This is a genomic window from Streptomyces sp. CA-179760 (assembly GCF_050937045.1).
Taxonomy (GTDB): Bacteria; Actinomycetota; Actinomycetes; order Streptomycetales; family Streptomycetaceae; genus Streptomyces.
Genome location: NZ_JBNJLZ010000001.1, coordinates 2,465,731 through 2,477,731 on the forward strand (window position 1 = coordinate 2,465,731; position 12,001 = coordinate 2,477,731).

Genomic DNA, 12,001 nt, shown 5'->3' on the forward strand with positions numbered 1-12,001 from the left:
GTAGCCGTAGTGACCAGGACGAACGGAGCCCGGCCCCATGGGTGAGCAGCAGCATGTGAAGTTCCCGCAAGAGGTCATCGACGAATATGCCGCACTCGGCGTGGACCTCCTGGCCCTGTTCTCCGCGGGCCACCTCGGGACCCGGATGGGCGTTGAGATCATCGAGGCGTCGGCGGACCGGGTCGTCGGGACGATGCCGGTGGAGGGCAACACCCAGCCCTACGGACTGCTGCACGGCGGAGCCTCCGCGGTGCTGGCCGAGACGCTCGGCTCGGTCGGTTCCATGCTGCACGGTGGCAGCTCCAAGATCGCCGTGGGCGTCGACCTGAACTGCACCCACCACCGCGGGGCACGCTCCGGGCTCGTCACCGGCGTGGCCACGCCCGTGCACCGGGGACGCTCGACCGCCACCTACGAAATCGTCATCACGGACGAAAACGACAAAAGGGTATGCACCGCCCGGCTCACCTGCATGCTGCGCGACGTGAACCCGGGCGACGAGGAACTGATCCGCGCCGCGCGCTGATCCGGCCGCACCACACATTCCGGCTCGACGCCGCCGCGAGGGAACACCCGAGCGGCGGCGTCCGCGCGCGTAGACACACAACCGGACCTCTCAACTCCCCCGCCGAAACAGGCAGGTTCCGGTTCACCGCGGCATTACGGTGGAATTAACTGTTTCCAATTGTTCGGAACTCCCCCTGGACACGGGCCACCCCTATCTTGGCGTAACGCTCCGTGACACGCGCGCAATACAACACCGCGACCCCCTCTTCGACCGCGCCCACCCCCAGGGACCTCTCCGATCCCGCCCCCGCCACCTGCGCCACGCCGACCGCACGATCTCGGCCATGGCCAACCGGAAGTGCGGGTTCTCAGAATGCGGACTTCGGAGAAAAGCGGCCAAACCCACCGAGAGGACCCACCGGAGAAGCCGGGCATCCACCACGTCATAACAAGAAAGTCACAAGCCGCCCCACGCCGCTGCCCCTGCCTCCACACCGGGCTTAGAGTCACGGCCAGTCACCGCTCCATCGGGAGTTCGGTACCAGCGCGGCACTACCCCCCGACCAAGGGCGGGCCTGCCTGTGAAAGGACTGATCGTGCGACAGCGTTCCTTGGTGATTCTTACCTCCGTTCTGACGACCGGAGCTCTGACTCTCACCGCCTGCGGGTCCCGAGACGACAGCGGCGACAAGAGCGCAGACGGCGGCGGCACCACGCTGACCATCGGCGTCGACGCACCCCTGTCCGGTGAGAACTCCACCACCGGCCTCGGCATCCAGTACGGCGCCCAGATAGCCGTCGACGACGCCAACAAGAACAACTGGGTCCCCGGCGTGAAGTTCAAGCTCAAGGCCCTGGACGACAAGGCGCAGCCCGCCACCGGCCAGTCCAACGCCACCAGCATCGTCGGCGACAAAACCGCAGTCGGCGCCGTCGGCCCCCTGAACTCCGGCGTCGCCCAGACGATGCAGCAGGTGTTCGCCTCAGCCAACATGGTCCAGATCTCCCCGGCCAACACCAACCCCGAGCTGACCCAGGGCAAGAACTGGCAGACGGACAAGAAGCGTCCCTACAAGACGTACTTCCGCACCGCCACCACCGACGAACTGCAGGGCAGCTTCGCCGCCGGCTACGCGTACAACGGCCTCAAGAAGAAGAAGGCCTTCGTCGTCGACGACAAGCAGACCTACGGCGCCGGCCTCGCGAAGATCTTCGCCCAGCAGTACAAGAAGATGGGCGGCCAGGTCGTCGCGACCGACCACGTCAACACCGGCGACAAGGACTTCGGTTCGCTCGCCACGAAGATCAAGAACTCCGGCGCCGACCTGGTCTACTACGGCGGCCAGTACGACGAGTCCGCGCTGATCACCAAGCAGCTCAAGGACACCGGCGCCAAGATCCCGCTGTTCGGCGGCGACGGCATGTTCGCCTCCACCTACATCGAGGCCGCCGGCAAGTCCTCCGAGGGCGACCTCGCCACGGCCATCGGTGTCCCCGCCGACACCCTGCCCGCCGCCAAGCAGTTCATCCAGACGTACAAGGACAAGGGCTACAAGGGCGACTACGGCGCCTACGGCGCCTACGCCTACGACGCCACCACCGCCATCATCAAGGCCGTCAAGGCCGCGGCCGACGCCAACGGCGGCAAGGTGCCCACCGACATCAACGACCTGCGCTCCAAGGTCGTCGACGGTGTCCAGAAGTCCGACTTCGAAGGCCTCACCGGCAAGATCTCCTTCGACCAGTACGGCGACACCACCAACAAGCAGCTGACGGTCTACCAGGTCGAGAAGGGTGCCTGGAAGGACGTGGAGACCGGCACCGCCGACCTGAAGTAATCGGCCCGCCACAACGCCGCACCACGGGCCGCGCGGAAGGAAGACCCCGACCGCGCGGCCCGTTTCCACACCCCCCACAGCACACGACCACGCACACATCCAGTGCACACGACCACCAGCGACATGGAGGCCATGCGGTGAACACCCTGCCGCAGCAGCTGGCCAACGGGCTGCTACTCGGCTCGATGTACGGGCTGATCGCCATCGGCTACACGATGGTGTACGGCATCGTCCAGCTCATCAACTTCGCGCACGGCGAGATCTTCATGACCGGGGCCTTCGGCGCCCTCACGGTCTACTTCTACATCCTGCCCGACGGCACCTCGATGGCCATCGCCGTACCGCTCATGCTCCTCGGCGGCGCCCTCGTGGCCATCCTCATCGCCGTCGGGGCGGAACGGTTCGCCTACCGACCACTGCGCGGAGCACCACGCCTGGCACCGCTCATCACCGCCATCGGCCTCTCCCTGGCCCTCCAGGAAGTCGTCCGCAACTTCTACCCCGGCGCCGACCGCGCCCGCGCCTTCCCCGGCCTCGACGCCACCCACAACATCGGCTCCGTCACCATCAAGGACGCCGACATCTTCCTCATCCTCGCCGCCATCGTCTGCATGGCCGCCCTCGCGATCTTCGTGCGCCGCAGCCGCACCGGCCGCGCCATGCAGGCCACCGCGCAGGACCCCGACACCGCGCAGCTCATGGGCATCGACACCAACCGCATCATCGTCATCGCCTTCGCCATCGGCGGCTTCTTCGCCGCCGTCGCAGCCGTCGCCTACGGACTCAAATACGGCAACGTCGACTACCGCATGGGCTTCCTGATGGGCCTCAAGGCCTTCACCGCGGCCGTCCTCGGCGGCATCGGCAACATCTACGGCGCCATGCTCGGCGGCGTCGTCCTCGGCATCGCCGAGACCCTCGCCTCCGCCTACATCGACGAGATCCCCGGCATGGGACAGCTCGGCGGTCAGAGCTGGGCCAACGTCTGGGCCTTCTGCCTCCTCATCCTCGTGCTCCTCTTCAGGCCACAAGGCCTGCTCGGCGAGCGCGTCGCGGACAGGGCGTGACGACATGACCGAGACGACCAAGACCCCCGCCCCGGACGCCGTCCCCGCCCCGCCCGTACTGCGCGGCCTCATCCCGCTGCCCGCAGCGGCCGCCCGCGCCCTGCTGCTCGCCGGCGGCATAGCCACCGCGGCCTCCGCGTTCCTCGCCTGGACCTGGACCGCCGAATTCCCCGGCGACCTCACCATCAACGGCTACCCCGGCGGCCTGCAGTGGCTCACCTTCACCGCCGGCGTCCTCACCGCCCTCTTCGCCCTCGCCTCCTACGGGCCGCGCGGACTCGGCTGGCTGCTGCCCGCCCGCAACAACGCACCGCTGGTCCTCACCGCCCTCGGCGGCTTCACCGCCACCTGGTTCACCGTCATCGCCATCAGCACCAAGCTCGGCGGCGTCGTCAACCTCGAACCCGGCGGCTGGATCGCGGCCATCGCCTCCCTCCTGCCCGTCCTCGGCGCCTTCGCCCTCCCCCAGGAGAAAACCGGCGCCGACGGCACCAAGGCAGCCCTCAAGGCCTACATCGCCAAACCCGACCGCATCCCCGCCCCCGAGGCCACCGCGCCCTGGGTCCAGCGGGCGGTCATCACGGTCGTCACGATCATCGGCCTCGGCGTCTTCACCTACGGCATCGACACCGAGTACGGCGAACTCTTCATCGGCTACCTCTTCGTCGTCACCTTCGCCATGTGGGCCGTACACACCGCCGGCCTCATGGACCGCTTCTCCGCACTGGTGGCGGCCAACCGCAGCTTCACCCTCGCCATGGGCTTCGCCGCGGCCATCGCCTTCCCCTTCACCCAGACCGACGACCACTACGCCAACATCGGCGTCAACATCCTGATCTTCGGGACCGTCGCCCTCGGCCTGAACATCGTCGTCGGCCTCGCCGGCCTCCTCGACCTCGGATACGTCGCCTTCCTCGGCGTCGGCGCCTACACCGCCGCCCTCGTCTCCGGCTCCGAGTTCTCCACCATCTCCGGCGTCCACCTGCCGTTCTGGGCCTCCGCCCTGGCCGGCGCCGCCGCCTCCCTGATCTTCGGCGTCCTCATCGGCGCCCCGACCCTGCGCCTGCGCGGCGACTACCTCGCCATCGTCACCCTCGGCTTCGGAGAGATCTTCCGCATCGCCGTCAACAACATGGACGGCGACTCCGGACCCGACGTCACCAACGGCCCCAACGGCATCCCCTCCATCCCCGACCTGAACCTCTTCGGATTCAACTTCGGCCAAGCCCACGACATCGGCGGATTCACCCTCGGCCGCTTCGCCAACTACTACCTGCTCATGGTGCTGATCATGGCCATCGTGGTCCTGGTCTACACACGTGCCGCGGACTCCCGCATCGGCCGCTCCTGGATCGCCATCCGCGAGGACGAGACCGCCGCCACCGCCATGGGCATCAACGGCTTCCGCGTCAAGCTCATCGCCTTCGCCCTCGGCGCGTCCCTGGCCGGACTGGCCGGCACGGTCAGCGCCCACGTCACCTACAGCGTGGTCCCCACCCCATACCAGTTCGCCGGCTCCACCCCACCCAACTCCGCGTTCCTCCTGGCCGCAGTCGTCCTCGGCGGCATGGGCACCGTCGCCGGCCCCCTCCTCGGCGCGGCCCTGCTCTACCTGCTGCCCGAGAAACTGGTATTCCTCCAGGACAAGTCGCTCCTCGCCTTCGGCGTCGCGCTCATCCTGCTGATGCGCTTCCGCCCCGAAGGCATCATCGCCAACCGCCGACGCCAACTCGAATTCCACGAGACCGGCCAACTCGACGTACCCAAACAGACCACGCTGACCGACGAACCGGCCGTCACCAAGGCGGGGGCGTAAAACCATGACCACACCTGTACTCGAAGCACGCGACGTCACGATGCGCTTCGGCGGCCTCACCGCCGTCCGCTCCGTCGACTTCACCGTCAACGCCGGCGAGATCGTCGGACTCATCGGCCCCAACGGCGCCGGCAAGACCACCTTCTTCAACTGCCTGACCGGCCTCTACGTCCCCACCGAAGGCACCGTCTCCTACAAGGGCACAGTCCTGCCACCCAAGCCCCACCTGGTCACCCAGGCCGGCATCGCCCGCACCTTCCAGAACATCCGGCTCTTCGCCAACATGACGGTCCTGGAAAACGTCCTCGTCGGCCGCCACACGCGGACGAAGGAGGGCCTGTGGTCCGCCCTGCTGCGCGGCCCCGGCTTCAAGAAGGCCGAACGCGCCAGCGAGGAACGCGCCATGGAACTCCTCGAGTTCATCGGCCTCCCCCACAAGCGGGATCACCTGGCGCGGAATCTGCCGTACGGCGAACAGCGCAAGCTGGAAATCGCACGAGCCATGGCAAGCGAGCCGGGCCTGCTGCTGCTCGACGAGCCGACCGCCGGCATGAACCCCCAGGAAACCCGGGCCACCGAAGAACTGGTCTTCGCCATCCGCGACAAGGGCATCGCCGTCCTCCTCATCGAGCACGACATGCGCTTCGTCTTCAACCTCAGCGACCGCGTCGCCGTCCTCGTCCAGGGCGAAAAACTCGTCGAAGGCACCTCCGAGGTCGTCCAGGCCGACGAACGCGTCATCGCCGCCTACCTCGGCGAACCCTTCGAAGGCGACCCCGGCGAAGCCGAAGCCGCCGAGGTCGAAGCCGCCGAAGCCGCCGCGGAAGCAACACCCAGCACCACCAGCAGCACCAAGGGAGAAGCCAAGTGACCGCACTCCTCGAGGTCGAAGACCTCCGGGTCTCCTACGGCAAGATCGAAGCCGTCAAAGGCATCTCCTTCAGCGTCGAAGCCGGCCAGGTCGTCACCCTCATCGGCACCAACGGCGCCGGCAAGACCACCACACTGCGCACCCTCTCGGGACTGCTGAAGCCGACATCCGGGAAAGTCCTCTTCGACGGCAAACCGTTGAGCGGAGTCCCCGCCCACAAGATCGTCGCACTCGGCCTCGCCCACTCCCCCGAAGGCCGGCACATCTTCCCCCGCCTCACCATCGCCGAGAACCTCCAGCTCGGAGCGTTCCTCCGCAAGGACAAAGACGGGATCGAGAAGGACATCCAGCGGGCCTACGACCTCTTCCCCATCCTCGGAGAGCGCCGCAAGCAGGCCGCCGGAACCCTCTCCGGCGGCGAACAACAGATGCTCGCCATGGGCCGCGCCCTGATGTCCCAGCCCAAGCTGCTCATGCTCGACGAGCCCTCCATGGGCCTCTCCCCGATCATGATGCAGAAGATCATGGCGACCATCTCCGAGCTCAAGTCCCAGGGCACGACGATCCTCCTCGTCGAGCAGAACGCCCAGGCGGCACTCTCCCTGGCCGACCACGGCCACGTCATGGAGGTCGGCAACATCGTCCTCTCCGGCACGGGACAGGACCTGCTGCACGACGAGTCCGTCCGCAAGGCCTACCTCGGCGAGGACTGACACAGGCTGGTCACACGACGAGGCCCGCTCCCCCTGTCGGGGCGCGGGCCTCGTCATATGTGGTGATCAGCCCTTGTTGGACTTCTTCTCCTCGGCGTCCTCGATGACCGCCTCCGCGACCTGCTGCATCGACATCCGCCGGTCCATCGACGTCTTCTGGATCCACCGGAACGCGTTCGGCTCCGTCAGCCCGTACTCCGTCTGAAGAATCGACTTCGCCCGGTCCACCAGCTTCCGCGTCTCCAGCCGCAGCGTGAGGTCCGCGACCTCCTTCTCCAGCTCCTTCAGCTCCGTGAAGCGAGACACGGCCATCTCGATCGCCGGTACTACGTCTGTCTTGCTGAACGGCTTCACCAGGTAGGCCATGGCACCGGCGTCCCGCGCACGCTCCACCAGGTCCCGCTGCGAGAAGGCGGTCAGCATCAGCACCGGCGCGATGCTCTCCTCGGCGATCTTCTCAGCGGCGGAGATGCCGTCCATCTTCGGCATCTTCACATCGAGAATCACGAGGTCCGGCCGGTGCTCACGGGCCAGCTCCACGGCCTGCTCACCGTCACCGGCCTCACCGACGACGGTGTAGCCCTCCTCCTCCAGCATCTCCTTGAGATCGAGCCGGATCAGGGCCTCGTCCTCGGCGATGACGACACGGGTCGTCAGCGGAGGCACGTGCGACTTGTCGTCATCGGGCACGTCAACAGGCTGGGGCGACTCGGGGGCGCTCACGTGGGCTCCTTGGTACGGGGCAGGCCGGTACTGCTCCCAAGAGCGTACCTAGCTGCGGTATGGTGGTCAGGCAGTGGGTCGAGGTCAACCTTGGATTCACCGGGCCCCGGTAGCCCAATTGGCAGCAGGCAATGGATTCAAAACCCATACAGTGTCGGTTCGAGTCCGACCCGGGGCACTTTTCCTTGGTTTCCAAGGTCACTAATTCGAAGCGGATGTCCACGTTCTCGTGAACATCCGCTTTTTGCTGCGTGGCGACGTGATCACAGTTCCACAGTGGCCCCATGTACGACCTCAGCACACGCAAGCGAGCACTCGCACTAGGCCGTTTCTGATGGCTCTTGTTGGCTGGGTGGATCTCGTGGTCAGCCGGGCAGGACGCTCGTATGGTGCGGCGACACGAGCTCACGGACGCGCAGTGGCGGAAGATCGAAGCTCTCCTGCCCGGTAACGGCAGGCCGGGTGGGCAGTGGGCGGATCACCGCAGGGTGATCAATGGGGTGCTGTTCCGGGCCCGGACGGGGGTGCCCTGGCCGGACCTGCCGGAACGGTACGGTCCCTGGCAAACCGTCTACGAGCGTCATCGCCGCTGGTCGGCCGACGGCACCTGGAGGGCGATCCTGCGCGAGTTACAGATCGAGGCGGATGCCGGCGACCCGGACGGGGCGCTTGCCCGACAAGAGTGGGCGGTGAACATCGACTCGACTTCCTGCCGGGCGCATCAGCACGCAGCCGGGGCACCGCGCAAGCCCCCGGCCGACTACCCGCAAAAGGGGGCGGGGCGCGTGAGGAGGCAGATGGGCGGGAGGCGTTGGGACGCTCACGGGGCGGGCTGACCAGCAAGGTCCATCTGCTCTCCGACGACCGGGCCCGCCCGCTGCACTGGCTGACCTCGCCCGGTCAGCGGGGTGACAGCCCGATGTTCGCCCCGGTGCTGGACGGCCTGCGCATCCAGCGGCGCGGTATGGGCCGCCCGCGCAGCCGGCCGGACCGGGTGCGCGGCGACAAGGCGTACTCCAGCCGCGACAACCGCGCCTACCTGCGGCGGCGCGGGATCAAGGCCACCATCGCGCAGCCCGATGACCAGCGGGCCCACCGGAAGCGCCGCGGACGCTTTGGTGGCCGGGCCCCAGCCTTCGACAAAACTCAGTACCGCAGCCGCAACGCAGTCGAGCGGTGCATCAACAAGTGGAAACAGTTCCGCGCGGTGGCCACCCGGTACGACAAACGCGACTACATCTTCAACGGCACCCTCACCGTCACCGCGATCGTCATCTGGCTTCGAGACACCGTCCAAGAGCCGTCAGAAACGGCCTAGTGGCCCAGGGCCGCAGCCTGAATTCCGTGAGCCGCGAGACAGGCATCTCACGGGCTGCGATCCGCTCTTGGCAGGGCCGAATTGAGCCACTGCCCCGTATGGCGCCCCCGAACCCTGGACCGCCCGCCGACGAGTGCAAGTACGCCTACCTGCTGGGCCTTTATCTCGGCGATGGCTGCATCAGCGGCCACCCGCGCGGCACCGGCTACTACCTGAGAATCGCGTGCGCAAACTCATGGCCCGGTCTGATCGAAGCGTGCGAAATTGCCATGCGCGCCATCAACCCGACCGGCTGCGCCTCTCGTACTCAGGCGCAGGGATACGTCTCAGTGGTCAGCTACAGCAGGCACTGGCCACACCTCTTCCCCAGCACGGGCCCGGCAAGAAGCACGAACGCCGGATCGCCCTCGAACCCTGGCAGCAAGCCATCGTCGATGCGCACCCCTGGGAGTTCATCCGCGGTCTCATCCACTCCGACGGCTGCCGAATCACCAACTGGACGACCCGCACCGTTGCCGGTGAGCAGAAGCGCTACGAATATCCCCGGTACTTCCTCACCAACCTCTCGTCTGACATCATCCGCCTCTTCACCGCAGCACTCGACTACGTGGGCGTCGAATGGAAGATGGCAAACAGGCGCAACATCTCCGTCGCCCGCAAAGCCTCCGTAGCCCTCATGGACGCCAACGTCGGGGCCAAGTACTGAGAGTTACTCGGCGATGTGGTGGACCCGGACCAGGTTCGTCGAGCCGGAGACACCGGGCGGGGAGCCTGCCGTGATGACGACCGTGTCGCCCTTGCGGCAGCGGCCGTAACGCAGCAGCAACTCGTCGACCTGGTCGACCATCGCGTCCGTGGAGTCCACGCAGGGGCCGAGGAACGTTTCCACGCCCCACGTCAGGCTGAGCTGGGAACGCGTCGCCTGGTCGGGGGTGAAGGCGAGGAGGGGGATCGGGGAGCGGTAGCGGGAGAGGCGGCGGGCGGTGTCGCCGGACTGGGTGAAGGCGACGAGGAATTTGGCGCCGAGGAAGTCGCCCATCTCCGCCGCCGCCCGGGCCACCGCTCCGCCCTGGGTGCGGGGTTTGTTGCGTTCGGTGAGCGGCGGGAGGCCTTTGGCCAGGATGTCCTCCTCCGCCGCTTCGACGATGCGGGCCATCGTGCGGACCGTTTCGACGGGGTGCTTGCCGACGCTCGTTTCGCCGGACAGCATCACCGCGTCGGTGCCGTCGATGACGGCGTTGGCGACGTCTGATGCCTCCGCACGCGTGGGGCGGGCGTTGTCGATCATCGAGTCGAGCATTTGCGTGGCGACGATGACGGGTTTGGCGTTGCGCTTGGCCAGTTTGATCGCGCGTTTCTGGACGATGGGGACCTGTTCGAGTGGCATTTCGACGCCGAGGTCTCCGCGGGCGACCATGATGCCGTCGAATGCCGCGACGATTTCTTCGGTGTTCTCGACGGCTTGCGGTTTTTCGATCTTGGCGATGACGGGGAGGCGGCGGCCTTCCTCGTCCATGATGCGGTGGACGTCCTGGATGTCGCGGCCGCTGCGGACGAAGGAGAGGGCGATGATGTCGGCGCCGGTGCGCAGGGCCCATCGGAGGTCGTCTTCGTCCTTCTTGGAGAGGGCGGGGACGGAGACGGCGACGCCGGGGAGGTTGAGGCCTTTGTGGTCGGAGATCACGCCGCCTTCGAGGACTTTCGTGTGGACGCGGGGGCCGTCGACTGCGGTGACTTCCAGGCAGACTTTGCCGTCGTCGACGAGGATGCGTTCGCCGGGGGTGACGTCGGTGGCGAGGCCGGCGTAGGTGGTGCCGCACATGCGGCCGTCGCCTTGGGCGCCGTCTTCGACGGTGATGGTGAAGGTGTCGCCGCGTTCAAGGAGTACGGGGCCTTCGGTGAAGCGGCCGAGCCGGATTTTCGGGCCTTGAAGGTCGGCGAGGACGCCGACGCTGCGGCCGGTCTCGTCGGCGGCCTTCCGTACCCGGTGGTAGCGCTCCTCGTGTTCGGCGTGGTCGCCGTGGCTGAGATTGAATCGGGCGACGTCCATTCCGGCGTCGACCAGGTCTTTGATCTGGTCGTACGAGTCGGTGGCGGGGCCCAGTGTGCAGACGATCTTTGCTCGGCGCATAGGGGTGAGCCTATGAGTTACCGGCTGGTAGGGAATTGGTCGAGCATGACCGTCCAACAGACTTTGCGTGAAACGTTATTGACAAGTGTTGAATTGTGCGGAGGGGTGCTCCGATGAGCACGTCGAAGAAATTCGGTCGCGCTTTCGAAAATAGCCCCCTGGCGCTTCTGGGGCTTACAGCCGTGGCGGCACCATCGTGAAGCGGGCGTTGATCTGGGCGTGGACCCGCTGGCGTTGGGGTTCGAGGTCGAGGGGGGCCGCGGCGGTGTCCTCGGCGGCGCCGCCGTAGGCCGCGGAGCGCATGCGGCCGGGGGCCTGGGGATAGGGCGGTGGGGAGGCCTCCGCGCCGATGTCGGCGAGTTCGACCAGGGCGGAGAGGGTGGTGTCGAGTGCTTCGGCGTATTCGCGGGCGCGTTGGACGGCTTCTCGTACGGCCTTCTTCCTGGCTTCGCGGTGGGCGGGTGAGTCGGGGCGCAGGGCCCACCAGGGGCCGTCGACGCGGGTGAGTTCGAGGTCGGCGAGGCGGGTGGTGAGTTCGCCGAGGGCGGTGAAGTCGGTGAGTTCGGCGGTGACGTGGACGCGGCCGTGGTAGGTGCGGATGCGTTCGCCGCGCCCGTGTTTGGTGAGTTCGGGTGTGATGGAGAAGGCGCCGGTCTCGAGGCGTTCGACGGCGTCGCCGTAGGACTTGACGAGGTCGAGCACGCCCGCGTTGCGGCGGGTGAGGTCGTCGAGGGCGGAGCGGCGGTCGCGGCCTCGGGCGGCGACGGTGATGCCGATGCGGGCGATTTCCGGGTCGACTTCGAGGCGGGCCTCGCCGCGGACGGCGATGCGGGGGGCGTCGGGTGTTCCGTAGGGGACTGCGGGCTGGGAGGCGTCTCCGGTGGGCGCGGTCATACGCCCCACTCTGTCATGTTGTGGCTGGCCGGAGGCGTGGAGTCGGTGGACTGAGTCATCAGATCGCAACCTGCCGGGGCTGTTGCGGCCGGTCATGAGCGGGTCAGAATCTACGCGCGTTAT

At 67.2% G+C, this 12,001-nt stretch carries 10 protein-coding genes, 1 tRNA gene and 1 pseudogene; 9 read left to right on the forward strand and 3 right to left on the reverse strand.

Annotated features, from left to right (window positions below; translation table 11 throughout):
- Positions 1-37: 37 nt before the first annotated feature.
- The 6 genes from ACQEV8_RS11045 to ACQEV8_RS11070 all read left to right on the forward strand — a co-directional run bounded on the left by ACQEV8_RS11045 (position 38) and on the right by ACQEV8_RS11070 (position 6,812).
- Positions 38-526 carry a PaaI family thioesterase gene (locus tag ACQEV8_RS11045; RefSeq protein WP_432959405.1) on the forward strand — a complete coding sequence of 163 codons (489 nt, stop codon included), beginning with the start codon at positions 38-40 and terminating at the stop codon, positions 524-526.
- 592 nt (positions 527-1,118) lie between these two features.
- Positions 1,119-2,345 (forward strand): branched-chain amino acid ABC transporter substrate-binding protein, encoded by a 1,227-nt coding sequence (locus ACQEV8_RS11050; RefSeq protein WP_432972607.1) that lies wholly within the window; start codon positions 1,119-1,121, stop codon positions 2,343-2,345.
- Positions 2,346-2,482: 137 nt separating this feature from the next.
- Positions 2,483-3,412, forward strand: a complete 930-nt coding sequence (locus tag ACQEV8_RS11055) for a branched-chain amino acid ABC transporter permease (RefSeq protein ID WP_432959406.1) — start codon at positions 2,483-2,485, stop codon at positions 3,410-3,412.
- A gap of 4 nt (positions 3,413-3,416) precedes the next feature.
- On the forward strand, positions 3,417-5,228 hold the full coding sequence (locus ACQEV8_RS11060) for a branched-chain amino acid ABC transporter permease (RefSeq protein ID WP_432959407.1): 1,812 nt from the start codon (positions 3,417-3,419) through the stop codon (positions 5,226-5,228).
- Positions 5,229-5,232: 4 nt separating this feature from the next.
- Positions 5,233-6,099 (forward strand): ABC transporter ATP-binding protein, encoded by an 867-nt coding sequence (locus ACQEV8_RS11065; RefSeq protein WP_432959408.1) that lies wholly within the window; start codon positions 5,233-5,235, stop codon positions 6,097-6,099.
- The gene (locus ACQEV8_RS11070) at positions 6,096-6,812 is read left to right on the forward strand and encodes an ABC transporter ATP-binding protein (RefSeq protein ID WP_432959409.1); all 717 of its coding nucleotides are present in this window, start codon (positions 6,096-6,098) and stop codon (positions 6,810-6,812) included. The genes ACQEV8_RS11065 and ACQEV8_RS11070 overlap by 4 nt, the downstream gene beginning before the upstream one ends.
- 66 nt (positions 6,813-6,878) lie before the next feature.
- Here ACQEV8_RS11070 and ACQEV8_RS11075 read toward each other — a convergent pair whose 3' ends face one another.
- Entirely contained in the window at positions 6,879-7,535 is a 657-nt protein-coding gene (locus ACQEV8_RS11075) for an ANTAR domain-containing response regulator (protein WP_189728894.1), read from the reverse strand.
- Between the two features lie 103 nt (positions 7,536-7,638).
- Here ACQEV8_RS11075 and ACQEV8_RS11080 point away from each other — a divergent pair.
- The 3 genes and pseudogenes from ACQEV8_RS11080 to ACQEV8_RS11090 all read left to right on the forward strand — a co-directional run bounded on the left by ACQEV8_RS11080 (position 7,639) and on the right by ACQEV8_RS11090 (position 9,559).
- Positions 7,639-7,713, forward strand: a tRNA-Leu gene (locus tag ACQEV8_RS11080).
- Positions 7,714-7,921: 208 nt separating this feature from the next.
- Positions 7,922-8,853 (forward strand): IS5 family transposase gene (locus tag ACQEV8_RS11085; RefSeq protein ID WP_432959410.1). Its coding sequence is split into 2 segments (ribosomal slippage): positions 7,922-8,326 and positions 8,329-8,853, totalling 930 coding nucleotides; the frame shifts between segments, so codons are not numbered across the junction.
- Positions 8,811-9,559 (forward strand): annotated as a pseudogene (locus ACQEV8_RS11090) (transcriptional regulator). Before ACQEV8_RS11085 ends, ACQEV8_RS11090 begins: the two are co-directional and overlap by 43 nt.
- A gap of 3 nt (positions 9,560-9,562) precedes the next feature.
- Here ACQEV8_RS11090 and pyk read toward each other — a convergent pair.
- Together pyk and ACQEV8_RS11100 are read right to left on the reverse strand one after the other, a co-directional pair.
- Positions 9,563-10,984, reverse strand: coding sequence for a pyruvate kinase (pyk, locus tag ACQEV8_RS11095; protein WP_432959411.1), 1,422 nt, complete (start codon positions 10,982-10,984; stop codon positions 9,563-9,565).
- Between the two features lie 174 nt (positions 10,985-11,158).
- A complete protein-coding gene (locus ACQEV8_RS11100) occupies positions 11,159-11,878 on the reverse strand; it encodes an SIMPL domain-containing protein (RefSeq protein WP_432959412.1) in 720 nt (239 codons plus the stop codon).
- Positions 11,879-12,001 lie beyond the last annotated feature (123 nt).